This window comes from Ruegeria sp. AL3, assembly GCF_056536065.1.
The window spans coordinates 2,788,412-2,806,459 of the sequence record NZ_JBQFJG010000001.1 but is presented as its reverse complement, the minus strand read 5'-3'; the positions used below and the strand labels follow the sequence as shown (position 1 = coordinate 2,806,459).

At 59.5% G+C, this 18,048-nt stretch carries 17 protein-coding genes and 1 tRNA gene; 6 read left to right on the top strand and 12 right to left on the bottom strand.

The genetic code is table 11. The features are described from left to right. Nucleotides 1-61 precede the first annotated feature (61 nt). Nucleotides 62-1,462 (bottom strand): glutamate--tRNA ligase, encoded by a 1,401-nt coding sequence (gltX, locus tag ACR3E6_RS14175; protein WP_171723201.1) that lies wholly within the window; start codon nt 1,460-1,462, stop codon nt 62-64. Between the two features lie 78 nt (nt 1,463-1,540). Between gltX and ACR3E6_RS14170 the strand changes: the two genes are divergently transcribed. Beyond that, nucleotides 1,541-3,589 carry a ComEC/Rec2 family competence protein gene (locus ACR3E6_RS14170; protein ID WP_480487682.1) on the top strand — a complete coding sequence of 683 codons (2,049 nt, stop codon included), beginning with the start codon at nt 1,541-1,543 and terminating at the stop codon, nt 3,587-3,589. Here ACR3E6_RS14170 and lexA read toward each other — a convergent pair. The 6 genes from lexA to ACR3E6_RS14140 all read right to left on the bottom strand — a co-directional run bounded on the left by lexA (nt 3,583) and on the right by ACR3E6_RS14140 (nt 8,408). Continuing rightward, on the bottom strand, nt 3,583-4,281 hold the full coding sequence (gene lexA, locus ACR3E6_RS14165) for a transcriptional repressor LexA (RefSeq protein ID WP_152458099.1): 699 nt from the start codon (nt 4,279-4,281) through the stop codon (nt 3,583-3,585). The genes ACR3E6_RS14170 and lexA overlap by 7 nt on opposite strands. A 78-nt stretch (nt 4,282-4,359) precedes the next feature. Continuing rightward, on the bottom strand, nt 4,360-5,532 hold the full coding sequence (locus ACR3E6_RS14160) for a molybdopterin molybdotransferase MoeA (RefSeq protein ID WP_480487680.1): 1,173 nt from the start codon (nt 5,530-5,532) through the stop codon (nt 4,360-4,362). After that, on the bottom strand, nt 5,529-6,002 hold the full coding sequence (gene moaC / locus ACR3E6_RS14155) for a cyclic pyranopterin monophosphate synthase MoaC (protein ID WP_171328258.1): 474 nt from the start codon (nt 6,000-6,002) through the stop codon (nt 5,529-5,531). Before moaC ends, ACR3E6_RS14160 begins: the two co-directional genes overlap by 4 nt. Next, the gene (gene trpC / locus ACR3E6_RS14150; protein ID WP_209833006.1) at nt 6,002-6,814 is read right to left on the bottom strand and encodes an indole-3-glycerol phosphate synthase TrpC; all 813 of its coding nucleotides are present in this window, start codon (nt 6,812-6,814) and stop codon (nt 6,002-6,004) included. The genes moaC and trpC overlap by 1 nt, the downstream gene beginning before the upstream one ends. Beyond that, nucleotides 6,811-7,830 carry an anthranilate phosphoribosyltransferase gene (trpD, locus tag ACR3E6_RS14145; protein WP_480487678.1) on the bottom strand — a complete coding sequence of 340 codons (1,020 nt, stop codon included), beginning with the start codon at nt 7,828-7,830 and terminating at the stop codon, nt 6,811-6,813. The genes trpC and trpD overlap by 4 nt, the downstream gene beginning before the upstream one ends. Next, entirely contained in the window at nt 7,827-8,408 is a 582-nt protein-coding gene (locus ACR3E6_RS14140) for an anthranilate synthase component II (protein ID WP_480487676.1), read from the bottom strand. The genes trpD and ACR3E6_RS14140 overlap by 4 nt, the downstream gene beginning before the upstream one ends. A 198-nt stretch (nt 8,409-8,606) precedes the next feature. Here ACR3E6_RS14140 and ACR3E6_RS14135 point away from each other — a divergent pair, with 198 nt between their 5' ends. Next, on the top strand, nt 8,607-10,040 hold the full coding sequence (locus tag ACR3E6_RS14135; RefSeq protein ID WP_480487674.1) for a divergent polysaccharide deacetylase family protein: 1,434 nt from the start codon (nt 8,607-8,609) through the stop codon (nt 10,038-10,040). Between the two features lie 55 nt (nt 10,041-10,095). Here the strand turns inward: ACR3E6_RS14135 and trpE are convergent, their stop codons facing one another. The 5 genes from trpE to fabI all read right to left on the bottom strand — a co-directional run bounded on the left by trpE (nt 10,096) and on the right by fabI (nt 16,058). After that, complete coding sequence (trpE, locus tag ACR3E6_RS14130; protein ID WP_480487672.1) at nt 10,096-11,607, bottom strand: anthranilate synthase component I; 1,512 nt, start codon at nt 11,605-11,607, stop codon at nt 10,096-10,098. Between the two features lie 11 nt (nt 11,608-11,618). After that, nucleotides 11,619-13,460: a peptidylprolyl isomerase gene (locus ACR3E6_RS14125; RefSeq protein WP_171723206.1), complete on the bottom strand. Its 1,842-nt coding sequence runs from the start codon at nt 13,458-13,460 to the stop codon at nt 11,619-11,621. A gap of 80 nt (nt 13,461-13,540) precedes the next feature. Next, nucleotides 13,541-14,716, bottom strand: a complete 1,176-nt coding sequence (locus ACR3E6_RS14120) for an aminotransferase (RefSeq protein WP_480487670.1) — start codon at nt 14,714-14,716, stop codon at nt 13,541-13,543. Nucleotides 14,717-14,737: 21 nt separating this feature from the next. Then, entirely contained in the window at nt 14,738-15,247 is a 510-nt protein-coding gene (gpt, locus tag ACR3E6_RS14115; RefSeq protein ID WP_152458089.1) for a xanthine phosphoribosyltransferase, read from the bottom strand. 4 nt (nt 15,248-15,251) lie between these two features. After that, complete coding sequence (gene fabI, locus ACR3E6_RS14110; RefSeq protein WP_171228263.1) at nt 15,252-16,058, bottom strand: enoyl-ACP reductase FabI; 807 nt, start codon at nt 16,056-16,058, stop codon at nt 15,252-15,254. Between the two features lie 135 nt (nt 16,059-16,193). Between fabI and pdxH the strand changes: the two genes are divergently transcribed. The 4 genes from pdxH to ACR3E6_RS14090 all read left to right on the top strand — a co-directional run bounded on the left by pdxH (nt 16,194) and on the right by ACR3E6_RS14090 (nt 18,041). Beyond that, the gene (pdxH, locus tag ACR3E6_RS14105; RefSeq protein WP_480487668.1) at nt 16,194-16,799 is read left to right on the top strand and encodes a pyridoxamine 5'-phosphate oxidase; all 606 of its coding nucleotides are present in this window, start codon (nt 16,194-16,196) and stop codon (nt 16,797-16,799) included. Between the two features lie 142 nt (nt 16,800-16,941). Continuing rightward, nucleotides 16,942-17,448 (top strand): cold-shock protein, encoded by a 507-nt coding sequence (locus ACR3E6_RS14100; RefSeq protein ID WP_216598188.1) that lies wholly within the window; start codon nt 16,942-16,944, stop codon nt 17,446-17,448. Between the two features lie 5 nt (nt 17,449-17,453). Next, nucleotides 17,454-17,921 (top strand): DUF192 domain-containing protein, encoded by a 468-nt coding sequence (locus ACR3E6_RS14095; RefSeq protein ID WP_171632240.1) that lies wholly within the window; start codon nt 17,454-17,456, stop codon nt 17,919-17,921. Between the two features lie 43 nt (nt 17,922-17,964). After that, nucleotides 17,965-18,041 (top strand) — tRNA-Pro (locus ACR3E6_RS14090). The last annotated feature ends 7 nt before the right edge of the window (nt 18,042-18,048 follow it).

Here is an 18,048-nt window from a genome sequence, read left to right as displayed (position 1 = left end):
TGCGCGTGGACGCGCAGTCCGGGTGTTAGCGGAGCAGCGTTACCCGTTTATGAAGCTTGGGTTATTTCGCTGCTTCAGAAAGCCGCGCCAGGGTTTCTTCCCGTCCCAGCACAAGCATCATGTCAAAAACCGAAGGCGTAACGGCCCGACCCGCCAGGGCGGCCCTCAGCGGACCGGCCAGCTTGCCGAACTTGAGCTCCTTTGACTCGGCAAAGGAATTCAGTGCCTCCTCCAGTTCGTTCCGCGACCAGCTAGCATTTTGCAGATGCGGCGTCAATTCCGTCAGTATACCATCGGATACAGTTGCCAATGCCTTTGCTGCCTTTTCATCCGGAACGATAGGGCGGCTTGTCAATGCAAAATGAGCCTTTTCAAGCAGTTCCGGGAAGGTGCGCGCCCGGTCCTTGAGGCAATACATCGCACGTTCCAGATCACTGGATTGTGTTTCAGTAAGGGGCGTAAGGTCTGCTGCGGCCAGATACGCCTCGATCTCTTGCCGCAGCGCAGCATCGTCCGAGATTGCGATATGCTGTCCACACAGGTTTTCAAGCTTCTTCAGATCAAACCGCGCAGGGCTTTTGCCGATCCCGTCCAGATCGAACCATTCCTTTGCCTGCGCGTCCGTGAAAAACTCATCGTCGCCATGACTCCAGCCTAGCCGGGCCAGGTAATTGCGCATCCCGGCTGCGGGATAGCCCATGGCCTGATATTCCTGCGCTCCAAGAGCACCATGGCGCTTGGACAGCTTCTTGCCGTCCGGCCCGTGAATCAGCGGGATATGCGCCCAGACCGGAACGTCCCAGCCCATGGCTTCGTAGATCATCATTTGCCGCGCGGCGTTGTTGAGGTGATCGTCGCCGCGGATGACATGGGTGACACCCATGTCGTGATCGTCGACAACGACTGCCAGCATGTAGACGGGTGTTCCGTCCGAGCGCAGAAGAATCATGTCGTCCAACTGGTCATTGCGGATGCTCACATCGCCCTGAACCTGATCGTGGATTACGGTCACCCCGTCCTGAGGCGCCTTGATGCGTATGGCAAAAGGTGCATCCGGATGTGTCGCAGGATCGGCGTCACGCCATGGGCTGCGGAACAGAGTTGATTTCCCTTCGCTGCGCGCCTGGTCCCGGAAAGCCGCGATTTCTTCCTGGGTCGAGAAACACTTGTAGGCTTTGCCCTCGGCCAGCAACTGATGCGCGACCTCGGCGTGACGGGCGGCCCCTTCGAACTGGCTGATCACGTCACCGTCGTGATCAAGGCCAAGCCAGGCCATGCCCTGAAGGATCGCGGCGGTCGCCTCGGGTGTCGAACGTTCGCGATCGGTGTCTTCGATCCGCAGCAGGAATTTGCCGCCCCGACCACGCGCATACAGCCAATTGAACAATGCAGTGCGCGCGCCGCCGATATGCAGGAAACCGGTGGGCGAGGGGGCAAAACGAGTGACGACCTGTTCAGTCATGGTGGGGATTAACCTTTTGGTAACCGTATCTGGCATAGTTTGAAGCCTGTCTAACGAGCCCGAAGGACGGGGGCAACCATGCGTGTTCTTGCACGGGTCGAGGCCGCGCTGCTGCGCCAGACAGGCTACCTTTTCCCTTGGACGCCGGTTTTGCTGGCGACGGGGATTGGTCTTTATTTCGGCGTCCGCGTCGAGCCGGATTGGTCAGTTTATGCCGGTCTTGTCTGTCTTGGAATCGCTCTTGTCGCCTTGCGCCGCCGGCTGCCACCGGGGGTGGGAAGGTTGGCAATCGGGGGGGCGCTGATTGTTGCCGGTTTCATTCTGGCAGGCGTTCGCGCCCATATGGTGGCAGAACCGGTACTGTCGTGGCGATATTATGGCCCTGTCGAGGGGAGGGTCGTCGCCATGGATCGGTCTGCCTCGGATGCGTTGCGGTTGACGCTTGATCAGGTACGCATAGGGGATGTACCTCAGGAGCGCAGGCCGCAGCGCATCCGTCTTTCCGTTCATGTTCCAACGGGCGCAATCGCACCGGGGCAGCGTATTATGACCACGGGTCATCTTTCGCCGCCGCAGGGCCCGGTCGAGCCCGGAGGTTTCGACTTTCGCCGTCATGCCTGGTTTCAACGATTGGGCGCGGTCGGCTATACCCGCGTCCCGATCATGACCATCGCACCAGCGACCGAGGGGATCGACGGCATTCGGATCACTGCGATCCGCATGGCCATTTCGCAGCGGGTCAGGCAGATCCTGCCCGGTGAAATCGGTGGATTTGCCGCCGCCGTCACCACCGGAGATCGCAGCGGGATGGGGCAGGAGACGCTATCATCCTTGCGGGCGTCCAATCTGGCGCATCTTCTGGCCATTTCCGGGCTTCATATGGGGCTTCTGACAGGCTTCGTGTTCGTGGCGTGTCGGTTGGGGCTGTCGTTGTGCCCCCCCGTGGCGTTGCGGGTTCCGGTTCGGAAGGTGGCTGCTGTTCTCGCGCTTTGTGCCGCAACCCTTTATCTGTTGTTGTCCGGCGGCAACGTTGCAACCGAACGGGCCTTTGTCATGGTCAGCGTCATGCTGGGGGCCGTGTTGATCGACCGACGCGCGATTTCGCTGCGTGCGGTTGCTGTTGCCGCCGTAATCGTGCTGGTTCTTCGGCCCGAGTCGCTGCTGAGCCCCGGATTTCAAATGTCTTTCGCCGCAACCACAGCGTTGGTTGCCGTCTTCGGAGCGTTGCGAGAGATGCGCCCGATGCCCGGCCCAAACTGGTCGAAGCCCGTCGTCGGCGTGGTGATGTCATCGGCAATTGCAGGCCTTGCAACAGCCCCCATAGGTGCCGCGCATTTCAATACAATGTCCCATTACGGTCTGCTTGCCAACCTGCTTTCCGTTCCTGTCATGGGTCTTTTTGTCGTGCCCTCCGCCGTCGTTGCGGCGCTTCTGGCCCCGTTTGGACTGGAGGCAATTGCCCTGACCGTCATGGGGTGGGCGTTGCATTGGATCCTTACGGTTTCGGACTGGGTGTCGCACCTTGATGGCGCGCAGGGTTTTGTGGTCAGCCCGCCTTGGTACATCCTGCCCCTGGTCGCATTCGGCGCCTTGTGGATGGCCTTGTGGCAGGGACAAGCACGGTGGGCCGGAGCAGTGCCTGTTGTCCTGGCATTTCTGCTTTGGAACTCGGGGCACAGACCGGATGTCCTGATCGCTGAAAACGGCGGATTGGTGGGGGTCATGACCGACAAGGGGCGGGCCCTCAGCAAAAGCAAAGGCAGCGGGTTTGTCGCCGGTGTTTGGCTTGAAAATGACGGAGACGGTGTTGATCAGATCGAGGCGGCGCTCAGATGGCCGGACAGCGACATCGTGCAACGATACCCGTTGAATGACTTTGAGATCATCCATATCACCGGAAAACGGGCGGCGCGGGTGTTTGATGAATGTCAGGAAAACCAGATCATCATCTCGGCCGTTGCGCTTGCCCTGCAAGGTTCGTGCGGGGTGTTCGATCCGGAACGGTTGTACGAAACCGGCAGCCTGTCGGTTTCGAACGGAAAGTTGACCTCGAGCGCGGACATGACAGGTCATCGGCTTTGGTCCCCGAAACCTGCCGGGGACCGTCATTCCAATCAGGCTCAATAGGTGCGGATCAGTCCGACCAACCGGCCCTGAACCTTGACCTTTTCTTCGGGCAGGACGCGCGTTTCATAAGCCGGGTTTGCAGCCTCAAGCGCGATTGCGTTGCCGCGGCGGAAGTACCGCTTGAGGGTCGCTTCCTGATCCTCGACCAAGGCAACCACGATGTCGCCGTTATCCGCGGTCGAGGTTTCCCGGATGACGACCACATCACCGTCATTGATGCCAGCGTCGATCATCGAGTCGCCGCGAACTTCCAATGCATAGTGCTGCCCCTGTCCCGAAACCATGGGGCCGGGAACGGCCACGTGATGCGATACATGGCTGATTGCTTCGATGGGAACACCGGCTGCGATCCGGCCCATGACCGGCAGTTCGAGCGCGTCCACCGATACAGGCTCCACATTCGCAGGGCGGGGGCCCTTGGGCCGGTCGCCTTCGATCACACGTGGCGTAAAGCCGGCCGTCGGCTCGCCGCCAAGGCTTTCGGGCAATTTCACGATCTCAATGGCCCGAGCGCGATGGGCAAGGCGGCGGATAAACCCGCGTTCCTCCAGTGCGGTGATCAACCGGTGAATGCCGGATTTCGACCGCAGGTCGAGAGCAGCCTTCATTTCATCAAAACTGGGCGGAACACCGTCCGCCTGCACGCGTTTGTGGATGAATTCCAGCAAATCCAATTGCTTCTTGGTCAGCATCGCTCACACCTCGTCGCTCATGCGTTTTCTTTTGTTCTACGCATGTTCACGTTTTGTGTCAACGAATTTGAGGTTACATCAGATTGGCAGATATTCGACCATTTCCCCGATGTCGCGCGCCGGATCGTGTGGGGCGCGGACCAAAAGCGCGTTGGACTGAGCCAATACGCTGAGCAGGGAACTGTCCTGATCTGCGCAAGCTTCGATACCGGCATCCGTCACCACGGCGCGCATATAATGCTCGCGCGGGCCATTCTCGGGCAAAGGACCACTCAGCCGGGCCGTGAGGAAGGGCGGCAGCACCTGTTCAAGCCCCAGCATCCGGCGCACCATCGGGGCCAGAAACAGATAGCCGCAGACCATGGCACTGACCGGATTGCCCGGCAACCCGACCATCGCCGCGTTGCCGATACGACCGGCCATCAGAGGTTTTCCGGGGCGCATTCGGATCTTGTAGAAGGATTGCTTCATCCCCAACCCCTGCGAGACGTCCGACACGAGGTCATAATCGCCAACCGACGCTCCGCCGATCGTCACGACCAGATCCGCCCCCTGCGCAAGGCCAAAGGCCGTTTCAAGCGACGAAACAGTATCCCGCGCGATCGGAAGCACGCGCACCACAGCCCCCAATCCTTCGAGCATTGCCTTCAGGCCAAATGTGTTCGATGCAATGATCTGATCCGGGCCGGGTTCTTCCCCGGGCATGACCAACTCATCACCAGTCGAGATGAGGGCGATCACGGGTTTGCGCGACACAGGGACGCGAGGGATGTTCATCGCGGCCATCAAGGCCACATCTTCAGCGCGGATCAATTGCGGGGCCGATATGGACATGCCAGCCTTGAAATCCACGCCAGCGGGTCGGATGTTCGTTTTGGCGCCGGGTGTGTCCGTGATCGTCAGAAGATCACCGCGGCGGTCCGTATCCTCTTGAATCACAACGAAATCCGCGCCCTCGGGCACAGGGGCGCCGGTATAGATGCGAACGGCCTGTCCGGGGCCTACAGCGCCCTCAAAACGACGCCCGGCCGCTGACTCGCCCACGACTTTGAACATGGCGTGCAGTTCGACCTCGTCAGATTTGACTGCATAGCCATCCATGGAAGAGGCGGCAAAAGGCGGCTGATCCCGCGTGGCCGTGACATCCCGCGAAAGCACGCGCCCTGCGGACTGGGCCAGTGGTACCAATTCGGCCGGCAAAGGCCCCACGAGATCGAACAACAGGGCGCGCGCCTCTTCGACAGTAATCATTTCGCCTCGTAACGCCCTGATTTACCGCCATCTTTAAGCAGAACGCGAATGCCGCCTATCTCCATCGCCTTATCGACGGCCTTGGTCATGTCGTATACGGTCAAGGCGGCTGTCGATACGGCGGTCAGCGCTTCCATCTCTACCCCGGTCTGGCCCGAGGTCTTGACGGTGGCCTGGATCCGAACACCCGGCAGGTCCGGGTCAAGAGTCAGCTCGACGGCCACTTTGGTCACCGGCAAAGGATGACACAGCGGAATAAGGTCCGGCGTTTTCTTTGCGCCCATGATGCCAGCCAAGCGGGCAATGCCCAGAACATCGCCTTTCTTGGCGCGACCTTCGGAAATGATTTCAAAAGTTTCCGGCGCCATCCTGATGTGACCTTCGGCAATGGCGACGCGATCTGTCACCTCCTTGTCCGAGACATCGACCATATGTGCCTGACCTTGGGCATCGAAATGGGTCAGTGGCATCACATCACTCCGGGGATCAGCGGGTTTGACAGGATATGGCGCGTTGCCGCTTCCACATCGTCCTGGCGCATCAGGCTTTCTCCGATCAAGAAGCAGCGGGCCCCATAGCGTGCAATGTCCTTCAGGTCGTCTGGTGTACCCAGACCGCTTTCGCACACGATGGTGCGATCGGCGGGCACCAGCTTGGACAGGCGGCGCGTCGTGTCGAGCGTTGTCTCGAAGGTCTTCAGATTGCGGTTGTTGATACCGATCAGCGGACTTTTCAGCTGTGCCGCGCGTTCAAGCTCTGCCTCGTCGTGTACTTCGATCAGAACATCCATATCCCAATCGAATGCAGTGTCTTCCAGTTCAGCCGCCTGATCATCGCTGACCGAGGCCATGATGATCAGAATGCAATCCGCCCCCAGGGCGCGTGCCTCGACCACCTGATACGGGTCGTACATGAAATCCTTGCGCAAGGCGGGCAGGGATGTCGCCTCGCGCGCCTGCGTCAGATACTCTTTTTGACCCTGAAAACTGGGGGTGTCGGTCAGGACGGACAAACATGTCGCGCCACCATCTTCATAAGCCTTTGCAAGAACCGGCGGGTCGAAATCCGGCCGGATCAGTCCTTTGGACGGGCTGGCTTTCTTGACCTCTGCGATCAGGCCATAGCCTTGCCGCGAGGCGTGTTGCAGCGCATTGGCAAAGCCACGAGGTTCCGAGGCGGACCGGGCTTCACTTTCCAGTGTTTCCAGGGATTTATGCGCTTTGTCCGCCGCGACTTCTTCCAGTTTGTAGGCTTTGATTCTATCCAGAACGGTGTCGGTCATGCGGCTTCCTGTGTCTTGGCGGCCAAGGCCGTAATTTTAATTTTGGCATTGCCACTGTCAATGCTTTCAGCAGCCATGGCCACGCCTTCGCGCAGATCTTTTGCCGCTTCGGCGACGACCAGAGCGGCGGCCGAATTCAGCAGCACCGCGTCACGATACGCAGACGGGGCACCTTCCAGCAAAGCCCGGAACGCAACGGCGTTTTCCTCGGGCGAGCCACCGATGATGTCCTCGAACGGATGCACCGGAAGACCTGCGTCTTCGGGGTGCAGTTCGACCTCTTTCACAATCCCGTCTTCCAGAGCGGCGACCCAGCTGATGCCGGTGATCGTAAGCTCGTCGGTCCCGTCCGAACCATGCACCAGCCAGGCCCGGTCCGAGCCCAGCAGGCCAAGCGTTTCGGCCATCGGGTGGATCAGGTCGCGGCTGAAGGCGCCGGTCAATTGCCGTTTGACGCCGGCAGGGTTGGTCAGGGGGCCAAGAATATTGAAGATCGTGCGCGTTCCCAATTCTTGCCGGGACGGCATCACATGGGCGATGGCAGGGTGGTGCATTGGCGCCATCATGAAGCCGATTCCAACGTCTTTCAGCGCATTTTCAACAACTTCCGGGCCAACCATGACGTTGATACCCATCTGGCCCAATGCGTCCGCCGCGCCGGATTTGGAGCTCAGGTTGCGATTGCCGTGTTTCGCGACCGTGACTCCGGCACCGGCCACGACAAAAGCGGTCGCGGTCGAGATGTTCAGGGTGCCTTTGCCGTCGCCGCCGGTGCCGACGATATCCATCGCCCCCTCGGGTGCGTTCACGGCATTGCATTTCGAACGCATCACGGCGGCTGCCGCGGCGTATTCATCGACCGTCTCACCGCGTGTCCGCATGGCCATCAGCAATCCGCCGATCTGGCTGGGCGTGGCTTCGCCATCGAACAGTATGGCAAAGGCTTTTTCAGCCTCGGCACGTGTCAAAGGACGATCGGCAGCGGCTCCGATCAGCGGTTTCAGCGCGTCGCTCATGCCGGGACTTTCAGTTCTTGCAGGAAGTTTTTGAGAAGGGCGTGACCGTGCTCGGATGCGATGGATTCCGGGTGGAACTGCACACCGTGGATCGGCAATTCCTTGTGCTGCAATCCCATGATCGTGCCGTCGTCCAGCTCGGCCGTGATCTCCAGGCAATCGGGCAGGGTCTCGCGCTCGACCACCAGCGAATGGTAGCGCGTTGCCTCAAAGGGTGAGGGCAGCCCGGCAAACAACCCCTTGCGGGTGTGCTTCACCGTGCCCATCTTGCCATGAACGATCTCGTGGCACCGAACCACCTTGCCGCCAAACACCTGGCCTATGGTCTGATGGCCCAGGCAAACCCCCATTAGCGGCGTTTTGGTTTCTGCGGCGGCTTCCGTCAGAGCCAGGCAAATCCCCGCCTGATCCGGGTCGCAGGGGCCGGGGCTCAGCAGTATGCCGGCGGGGTTCATGGCCATCGCTTCCTGCACGTCCAGCGCATCATTTCGGCGAATGACCATTTCGGCACCAAGTTCGCCTAAATAATGTACCAAATTGTAGGTAAACGAGTCGTAGTTGTCGATCAGCAGCAGCATTTGGGCACTTATCTTCGCTTGGGCATTTCGGGCTGGCGATGCAGCCCCGGGCCACGGTATAATGTCCGCACATACATGCTCAGGCTTGAGCGGCAGCGTCAAGAGGACATCCCGTTTCTGGCGCGTTCAATTGGCCGAGCGCCACACCAGATGGCGCAGAGCTGAACGAGGCAGAGGAAAGAGGCGAAAGGCAGGAAAATGGGCGGATTTTTCGGAGGAATGGTCGCGGGCGCGATCGTTGTTTTGATCTTGGGTGCGGTTGTGTCACTCAAGACGCCGATGGTGAATACCCCGGTTGTTGCAACCGAAGCACCGGCGCCGACGATTTCTGAGACTCCCGAGGCTCCGGCTGAAGTGGCAGACGCCGGTTCTGACGCCGATCTGGTGGAACTTGCCCCGCGTGCGCCAGAAGCCGCCGATGACGCCGGCGGGGATCTGGCCGATCTCTCGGGGCTGGAAACGTCAATCGATTCCCAGCCGGTTGTCGGCGCGGCAACGGACGCGCTGAACCAACCGGAAGCGGCAGGTGCAAATGAAGTGTCATTCGTGATCGAAGCGCCCGCCGCCCTGCCAGAGCCAAGTCAGGTTCCCGCAATTCAGCCAGACGATGCGCTGCCTGCCGTCATTGATGAAACACCGGCCCCGCCAACAGAGCCCGAGAACACCGAGGTGGCCGCGCTTGCGCCCGAGCCAGACCCTCTGCCACGGGCGGTGCCTGAACCGGAGCCAGAGTCGACAGAAGCCGAAGAACAGAACCCCTTTGAAAACAGCCCGATTGCCGTGGAGGGGGATGAAGACACCATGCCTCGGGAACTGCCGCGCATCGCTGCGCTGCCCCAGATCGGGGGTGAGCAGAAAGCAAGTGCCAGCTCGATCATCGGAAAACGCGTCGTTCCGCTGACAGAACGGGATGATGAGCCCGTCGTGGAACAGGCCTCGGCTGAACCGGCGAAATCGGCCAAGCCGATCGAGCGTTTTGCGGCAAAGTTCGAAAACCCCGAATCCAAGCCGCTGATGTCCATCATTCTGATCGATGACGAGGGTGCATTCGGGTCCGAGGCTTTGCAGGACTTTCCCTATCCGATCAGCTTTGCCGTGAACCCATCGGATCCTGACGCGGCAGAAAAGATGGCCCGTCACCGCGACGCCGGGTTCGAGGTGCTGGCCCTGGCGGATCTGCCCGAGGCGGCAAGCGCGCAGGACGCCGAGGTGTCGCTGTCGGTGTGGCTGGATACCCTGCCGGAAACGGTTGGTATTCTGGAAGGCGTGAACAGCGGGATTCAGGGCAATCGCAAACTGGCTGATCAGGTCGCCGCGATTGCTGCGGGAACCGGCCGGGGGCTGATTACGCAGGACAATGGGCTCAACACCGTGCAGAAACTGGCGGCGCGAAACGGAATTCCGTCCAGTGTCGTTTTCCGTGATATCGACGGCGCACGGCAGGATCCCAAAATCATGCGCAGATTCCTGGATCAGGCCGCGTTCCGTGCGGGGCAGGAAGGGACAGTGGTCATGCTGGGGCGCGTGCGTCCCGAGACGATTTCAGCCCTGTTGCTGTGGGGGCTGGAAGATCGGGGCAACCGCGTGGCAATGGCTCCGATCTCGGCTGTCATGATGAAACAGGTGCAGTGACCCGCACAGACAGCAACGAAAAGAGGCGGTGATCATCTGATCGGCCGCCCCTTTTTTAGCCGTTTCCGTTGCCGGTGAACCGGGCGGCGTCAGCTGCCGCGCGCCGTGTGGCGTTGGATTTATGAACAGTTTCCATGAACTCGGCTTCGGGGTCGCTGTCGTAAACAACACCACCCCCAGCTTGGATATAGAGTTTCTGATCTTTCACGATGGCGGTGCGCAGGGCAATACACATGTCCATGTCTCCGCCCGCGCTGAAATAGCCGACGCCGCCGCCGTAAACGCCGCGTTTTTCAGGCTCCAGCTCGTCGATGATCTCCATCGCGCGCACTTTGGGCGCGCCCGAAACCGTACCTGCCGGCATACCGGCAAAGAAGGCGTCCAACGCGTCTTTGTCTTCGGCCAATTCGCCTACAACGTTTGATACGATGTGCATCACGTGGCTGTAGCGTTCGATGATGAACTCTTCTGTCGGACGCACGGTTCCGATCTTTGACACACGACCGGTATCGTTGCGACCCAGATCCAGCAGCATCAGGTGCTCGGCCAGTTCTTTCTTGTCGGCCAGCAGATCCAGCTCGTTCGCCTTGTCTTCTTCAGGCGTCGCGCCACGTGGGCGCGTGCCTGCGATGGGGCGAATGGTGACTTCATTGCCAAACACACGCACCAGGATTTCGGGGCTTGCGCCCACCACCTGAAAACCGCCGAAGTTGAAGTAGAACATGAAGGGTGACGGGTTGGTGCGCCGCAAGGATCGGTAGAGAGCAAAAGGCGGCAGCGGAAAATCCTGCGTCCAGCGCTGTGCCGGGACAACCTGAAAGATGTCACCCGCGCGGATGTATTCCTTGGCCTTTTCAACCGCCTCCATATAGCCGGACTTGGTAAAGTTCGACACCGGCGCGGCGACCTCGCGCGCGTCGCCCAGATCGCGGGTTTCCGCGGGCATGGCACGTTCCAGGTCGCGGACCGCATCCATCACACGCTCAGCCGCCTGCGCATAGGCCGCCTTGGCCGATTGACCGTCGCTGGCCCAGGCGGGTGAAACCACCGTCACCTCACCCTTGACCCCATCCAGCACTGCGATGACAGACGGGCGCAGCATGATCGCATCGGGCAAACCCAGCGGATCAGGGTTCACATCCGGAAGGTGTTCCACCAGCCGAACCATGTCATAACCCAGATACCCGAACAGCCCGGCAGCGGCCTGTGGCAGGTCATCGGGCAATTCCATGCGGCTCTCGGCAAGAAGCGCACGCAGGTTGTCCATCGGGTTGCCATCTTGGGGCGAGAACGCCTCGGCATCGAACCGAGCCGAGCGATTCAGTTCCGAGGTTTCCCCGTGACAGCGCCAGACCAGATCAGGTTTCATGCCAATGATCGAATAGCGGCCACGAACCTCTCCGCCTGTAACCGATTCCAGCATGAACGCATCTTTCTGCGCGCCCGTCAGCTTGAGCATCAGTGACACAGGTGTGTCCAGATCGGCGGCCAGACGCGTATATACAGCCTGGTTTTCGCCCGCATCATAGGCGCGCGCGAAGGTTTCGAAATCGGGTGTCAGGGCCATATCGGTCTCGTTTAAAAGCTCGCCTGCACGGCGTTCAGCGCCTGTTGATCCACCACGGGGCGCGCCCGGGTCTGGGCGTCACGTACGTAGGCGTTAAAGATATTCTGTGCCAAAGCCTGATCCATCTGCGAGCTCAGGGCATCACGCAACTGACGCAGTTCATCCGTATCCGCCGGCGGCAGGGTTTCATCCAGACGCACTATCCAAGCCGCACCATTGCCCTCAACAACGCGCATCTCGCCCGGTTCCATCGCGAAAACTTCGTTCATGAAACTGGCCGGAACATCATCCAGAAACGCTGTGCGGGTCAGGGCGTTTTCGACTCGGAAGGGCAGGCCGGTCGCTGCGAAATCACCGTCAGGTGTCAGTTGGTTCAGAATGGCATCCGCCTTTTCGCGCAGGGCTTTGTTGATCTCGGCCTGTTGCCAGGCCTCGGCGACACGGTCGCGCGCGCTCTCCAGCGGTTCCGGGCGACGCGGCAGAACCTCGTCCAGGCGCAGGGCAAAAATTGACCCATCTTCCAGGAATGCGATTTCAGGGAAATCTCCTTCCTGCACGGCTTCTGCGGCCGCTCGGAACCCGTCATAGGCCGCAACGCCTTCGTCGCTGTCACGAGTCCAGTCGATCTGACCCAGTTCCATTTCGGTTTCTTCCGCCAGTTCTTCCAGCGTGGCACCGCCTGCCAGCATGTCGTTGATATCTTCGGATTGCGCTTCGATCAGACGGCGGGCGCGTTCAGTCGCCAACTCTTCGCGAAGTGCCGGCTCGGCCTCTTCAAATGGAACAGTGTTCGCAGCCAGTGATCCGTTGACGCGGAACAGGGCCGGACCAAACACCGAAGGCAACGGGCCCACGACAGTGTCAAGCTCGGCCGCAAAAACGGCGTCCGCAGCTTCGCCCAGATCCTCACGCGTCACGTCGCCCAGATCGATGTCATTCAGTTCCAGATCGCGATCCCGAACCAACTGTTCGAACGTTGTGCCGCCAACCTCAAGCTGCGCCAAAGCGTCCTTGGCGGCCTGTTCGCTTGGGAAGTTCAGACGTTCGACCAAACGGCGTTCAGGCTGGTTGTATTCGTCGGATCGTTCTTCATAGAGTTTGCGCAGCGCGTCTTCGTCGATTTCGACCGTGTCCACCAACATTGCTGGCGACAGAATCGCGTAAGTCAGCTGCTTGGTGCGGGGCAGCATGAACTGGTCCCCATTGTCATCATAGAATGCCTGGATCTGTGCGTCCGTTGGATCGGCCACAGGTGTATCCAGCGCTTCCGTTCCAACAGTTGCAACAGCAAAGCTGCGCCGCGCGCCGATATAATCGATCATCGTGTCCGTCAGCGTTGCCGGCATTTTCACGCCGCCCATGATTGCGCCCTGTACGATGGTTCGGGCGGATTCCTTGCGCAGATCGGATTCGAATTCGGAATCGGTCATGCCGACCTGTTCAAGCTGAAAGCGATAGGATTCACGGTCAAAAGTTCCGTTGACACCCTGAAATGCCGGGATCGAGATGATCTCTTGCTGAAGGTTCTCATCGCCGATGGAAATCCCAAGCTGACCGACCTCGTTGTCCAGCGCCGCCAAAGCGGTCAGGCGGGCAAGGGCGTTTCGGTCCAGACCCAGATCGCGGGCTTGCGACATCTGCAAAGGTTGCCCGGATTGTGCCTCCACCGCTCGAATCTCGCGCTGCAATTCGCGCACGTAGTCATCGACCGAGATGCTTTCGTCGCCGACTGTCGCAACTGTGCGGATCGTCCCGCTGAGGTTGACCGCGCCAAATCCCGCAAGGCCCAGCATCAGCAGGCCCATCAGAATCCAGACAAAGGTTTTCGAAAGACTTTTAGCGCCTGCGGCCATGATGCCCTCTTGTTTTTTTGGCAGAGTTCTGCCCTGTCGGTTGCGGCCCTGAATACGACGCACACCGCCGAGGGGCAAGCTTAGAAGGACAGAGCCTGCAACCGGTCGAACAATTGGCCCAGCCCGGCCCGATCCAGATTGGCAAAAGCAATGCGCACCTGCCGTTTTCCAGCCGGGTCATGATCCGGCATGAACATGGTTCCGGGCAACAGCAGCACGCCAGCTTCGCTGACCAGACGGCGCGCGAGCTCGTCTGAGGGCATATCAAACGGATGTTCGAGATAGGCAAAATAGGCGCCAAGTCCCAAAAGCCGCCACCCCCGTGCTTCAAGCGCCGGCATCCCTTCTGCAATGGCTGCGCGGCGGTCAAGAATTTCGTCACGCTCGCCGGCCAGCCATTGCGACAGGTTTTGCATACCCCACAACGCTGCGAACTGGCCGATCTGGCCCGGGCAAATGGCGACCGTATCCAGAAATTTCTCGACCTCGGCCAACAACGCCGGGTTTGTTGCGATGGCACCCACCCTGTGGCCCGTCAGACGATAAGCCTTGGAGAAAGAGTAAAGGTGGACAAGCGTTTCGTCCCACCCGGGTTGCTGAAACAGATCATGCGGGGGGCCGCTGCGGCTGTCGAAATCGCGATAGGTTTCATCGACGATCAGGCGGATCCCGGTTTTACGGGCCAGGTTGAAAAAGGCCCTGACCAGTTCGGTAGGGTATTCTACGCCGCCCGGATTGTTGGGCGTGACCAGCGCAATGGCGCGTGTCTTGTCGGTAATCAATCCGTGCGCACGCTCTGGATCGGGCAAAAGATCCTCACCGGTCGGCAGGTCCACGGCCTGTACTCCGGCCATGTCCAGCCACATTTTGTGGTTGAAATACCAGGGGGTTGGCAGAATGACCTCATCCGCTTCGCCGGTAATCGCCGATATCACGGCCGAAAACGCCTGATTGCAGCCCGAGGTGATGGCGATCCGAGGTGCATCTACCTGCGCCGCATAGTGAGAACTGATCTGCGCCGCCAGTTCGGCGCGCAGATCGTCATTGCCCAATACCGGGCCGTAAAGATGTGCGCTGTCTTCGCGAACGGCGAAGTCGGCCATAGCCTGCCGCAAGGCCAGCGGCGGCGGATCGACCGGGGCCGCCTGGCTTACGTTGATCAACGGGCGGTCGGATGGGAAGGCAACGCCCTCGACCCATCGGCGCGCCTCCATCACCGGAGGGGCGAATGTTGCGGCGGTGCGGCTGAGCGTCATGAGCGGTCTACTGTTCAGAGATCAATCGGTGCCGCGATACGGCTCGACATATTGAAGGGCCATATCCCATGGGAAGAAGATCCATGTGTCCTGGCTGACCTCGGTGATGAAGGTATCCACCATCGGGCGGCCCTTGGGTTTGGCGTAAACCGTCGCGAAATGCGCATTCGGGTACATGTCCCGAACCAGTTCCAACGTCTTTCCGCTGTCGACCAGGTCGTCGATGATCAGAATACCGGTTCCGTCACCCATCAGGTCGGCGTCCGGAGATTTCAACACCTCTGCTTCACCCTGTTCCTGGTGGTGGTATGAACGCACGCTGATCGTATCGACCGTACGGATGTCCAGTTCTCGGCTGACGATCATCGCAGGCGCCATGCCGCCGCGCGTGATCGCGACAACACCCCGCCAGTTGCCATCATCGGGACCTTGCCCGTCAAGACGCCAGGCCAGTGCACGCGAATCGCGATGAATCTGGTCCCAGCTGATGTGAAAGCCTTTTTCGTGGGGCAGGCGGTCCTTGGCGCTCATGTTCTTAACCTTTTTCAACGTCCGGGGCGTCAACGGCCTTCATGCCGACAATGTGATACCCCGAATCCACATGCAGATTCTCACCGGTTACGCCGCTGGACAAATCCGACAGAAGATACAGCGCCGAGTTTCCGACATCGTCAATGGTCACGTTCCGGCGCAGGGGCGAGTTATATTCGTTCCACTTCATGATATAGCGGAAATCGCCGATGCCGCTGGCGGCCAGCGTCTTGATCGGGCCGGCCGAGATCGAGTTCACGCGGATGCCATCCTTGCCCAGATCCTCGGCCAGGTATTTGACCGACGCCTCCAGCGCGGCCTTGGCAACGCCCATGACATTATAGTGCGGCATGACCTGCTCGGCGCCGTAATAGGTCAGGGTCACAGCGCTGCCGCCTTCTGACATCATCTTTTCGGCACGCTGCATCACGGCTGTGAAGGAATATACCGACACATCCATCGTCAGTTTGAAATTCGCGCGGCTGGTGTCGACATAGCGACCGCGCAGCTCGTTCTTGTCGGAAAAGCCGATGGCGTGGACGACGAAGTCCAGCTTGCCCCATTTCTCTTCCAGCGCTGCAAACAGCGCGTCGATGGACGCTTCGTCACTGACGTCGCAGGGCAGAACGATTTCGCTGCCCAATTGCGCCGCCAGCGGGTCGACGCGCTTTTTCAAAGCCTCGCCCTGATAGGAAAAGGCCAGCTCGGCCCCGGCGTTCGACAAGGCGCGGGCGATTCCCCATGCGATTGATTTGTCATTGGCCAGTCCCATGATGAGGCCGCGCTTGCCGGCCATCAACTGATTTGACATGTTCGGTTCTCCGCCTGTCTTCGCGTTATGTTGAGTTGGTTTATGCCATTGGTTGCGTTGCATCAAGGCCGTGCGCTCTTGCCCGCAGCGGGTTCTCGCCTTAGGTTCGTCGTTAATACTTTCCAGGGGATGGAAATGACCGAGCGTGATGGCATCTTTGCTGGCTCCGATCCGTTTGAAATAGCGGCCCGGTGGCTTGCCGAGGCTGAAAAAACCGAATTGAACGACCCGAATGCGATTGCGCTTGCAACCGTTGATCCAGATGGCATGCCAAATGCTCGCATGGTGTTGCTCAAGGAAATCGAAGCGGACTCGTTTGTTTTTTATACGAACTACGAAAGCGCCAAGGCCAAGGAACTGGATGCAGCCGGAAAAGCTGCATTTGTGATGCATTGGAAATCTTTGCGGCGTCAGCTTCGTGTTCGTGGTATAATACGTCGTGAAAATGGGCCCCAGGCAGATGAGTATTATGCATCAAGGTCATTGAAAAGCCGACTGGGCGCGTGGGCTTCAAAGCAGTCGCAACCGCTTTCAAGCCGGGCAGCTTTGATGGCAGAGGTCGCGAAAGTGACGGCGAAACTTGGGCCAAATCCACCGCGTCCGCCGTATTGGGGCGGGTACAGATTGACGCCCACCGAGATTGAGTTCTGGGCCGATGGTGCATTCCGCTTGCATGACCGGTTCAGATGGCAACGAATTGAGCCGGGATCGGCATGGCATGTTGAAAGGTTGAATCCATGACGTTCACGTGTCGTGAAATGCAACAGGCAGAAAACAAACAATCTTTTCAGCTTGAATTTGTCTGCCATTCCCCTAAACAACAAACCCTTAACGAACTGCTGAAATTCGCGATGGGAAAACCGTGCCAGAAGACCTGAACAACATGTACCGCGTCCGTGGACACGTAAAATGGTTCGACCCCGCCAAGGGGTTTGGCTTTGTTGTGTCCGAAGAGGGCGGCCCGGATATTCTGTTGCATGTGAATGTTCTGCGCAACTACGGCCAGAGCTCGGTTGCGGATGGCGCCAGCATTGAAATCATGACCCACCGCACGGACCGAGGGGTTCAGGCGGTCGAGGTCGTTGCGATTGATCCGCCGGCGCGGACCGACTCGATGATGCTAGCCGATTTTGCCGAGTTGGATCCGGAGGTCATCGCAAAAGCGCCGCTGGAAGCCGCGCGGGTGAAATGGTTCGACAAGGGCAAAGGTTTCGGATTCGCCAATGTGTTTGGGCGCAACGAAGACGTATTCCTTCATATCGAGGTGCTGCGCCGCTCGGGGCTTGCCGATCTGCAACCTGGTGAAGCGCTGGCCATGAGGGTGATCGACGGCAAGCGGGGTCGGATGGCCGCGCAGGTTCTGGCCTGGGAAGCGGCTTTGGATAGCTGAACCGAATGAAACGGCTTCGGATACTCTTGACCATTTTCGTAACTTTGTGGACAGGAGTTGCCGCTGCCGCATGCAGATCGGACCGTGTCACGCTCAGAAATGACAGTGCGACGGTGCAATTTAACGTGGAAGTCGCCGTTACTCCGCAAGAGCGATCCCGCGGTTTGATGTTTCGCGAATCGTTGCCGGCTCGATCCGGTATGCTGTTCGTCTTTGATCCGCCGCAGCCCGTTGCGTTCTGGATGAAGAACACCCTGATCCCGCTCGATATGGTATTTCTGGATCGCACCGGTTTGGTGACGCGTGTGCATGAAGAGGCGATTCCGGGTGATCTTACGCCGATTGAAGGGGGCGATTCCGTATTTGCGGTGCTGGAAATCAATGCAGGATTGTCCGCGCGCTACTCTATCGGGCCCGGGACACAGATGAAGCACGAAATTTTTTCGCAAGGACCTGCAATTTGGCCCTGTTAGGGCTTTTCAAATCAGATCGGCGTCGTTAGGAAGGCGCACGGTCCGGGGCGTGGCGCAGTCTGGTAGCGCACCTGTTTTGGGTACAGGGGGTCGTAGGTTCGAATCCTGCCGCCCCGACCACTTCCAT

Excerpts from the sequence above, each read along its gene's own strand:
- gltX (WP_171723201.1), bottom strand. The coding sequence starts at position 1,462 with ATGACTGAACAGGTCGTCACTCGTTTTGCCCCCTCGCCCACCGGTTTC.
- ACR3E6_RS14170 (WP_480487682.1), top strand. The coding sequence starts at position 1,541 with ATGCGTGTTCTTGCACGGGTCGAGGCCGCGCTGCTGCGCCAGACAGGC.
- lexA (WP_152458099.1), bottom strand. The coding sequence starts at position 4,281 with ATGCTGACCAAGAAGCAATTGGATTTGCTGGAATTCATCCACAAACGC.
- ACR3E6_RS14160 (WP_480487680.1), bottom strand. The coding sequence starts at position 5,532 with ATGATTACTGTCGAAGAGGCGCGCGCCCTGTTGTTCGATCTCGTGGGG.
- moaC (WP_171328258.1), bottom strand. The coding sequence starts at position 6,002 with ATGCCACTGACCCATTTCGATGCCCAAGGTCAGGCACATATGGTCGAT.
- trpC (WP_209833006.1), bottom strand. The coding sequence starts at position 6,814 with ATGACCGACACCGTTCTGGATAGAATCAAAGCCTACAAACTGGAAGAA.
- trpD (WP_480487678.1), bottom strand. The coding sequence starts at position 7,830 with ATGAGCGACGCGCTGAAACCGCTGATCGGAGCCGCTGCCGATCGTCCT.
- ACR3E6_RS14140 (WP_480487676.1), bottom strand. The coding sequence starts at position 8,408 with ATGCTGCTGCTGATCGACAACTACGACTCGTTTACCTACAATTTGGTA.
- ACR3E6_RS14135 (WP_480487674.1), top strand. The coding sequence starts at position 8,607 with ATGGGCGGATTTTTCGGAGGAATGGTCGCGGGCGCGATCGTTGTTTTG.
- trpE (WP_480487672.1), bottom strand. The coding sequence starts at position 11,607 with ATGGCCCTGACACCCGATTTCGAAACCTTCGCGCGCGCCTATGATGCG.
- ACR3E6_RS14125 (WP_171723206.1), bottom strand. The coding sequence starts at position 13,460 with ATGGCCGCAGGCGCTAAAAGTCTTTCGAAAACCTTTGTCTGGATTCTG.
- ACR3E6_RS14120 (WP_480487670.1), bottom strand. The coding sequence starts at position 14,716 with ATGACGCTCAGCCGCACCGCCGCAACATTCGCCCCTCCGGTGATGGAG.
- gpt (WP_152458089.1), bottom strand. The coding sequence starts at position 15,247 with ATGAGCGCCAAGGACCGCCTGCCCCACGAAAAAGGCTTTCACATCAGC.
- fabI (WP_171228263.1), bottom strand. The coding sequence starts at position 16,058 with ATGTCAAATCAGTTGATGGCCGGCAAGCGCGGCCTCATCATGGGACTG.
- pdxH (WP_480487668.1), top strand. The coding sequence starts at position 16,194 with ATGACCGAGCGTGATGGCATCTTTGCTGGCTCCGATCCGTTTGAAATA.
- ACR3E6_RS14100 (WP_216598188.1), top strand. The coding sequence starts at position 16,942 with ATGTACCGCGTCCGTGGACACGTAAAATGGTTCGACCCCGCCAAGGGG.
- ACR3E6_RS14095 (WP_171632240.1), top strand. The coding sequence starts at position 17,454 with ATGAAACGGCTTCGGATACTCTTGACCATTTTCGTAACTTTGTGGACA.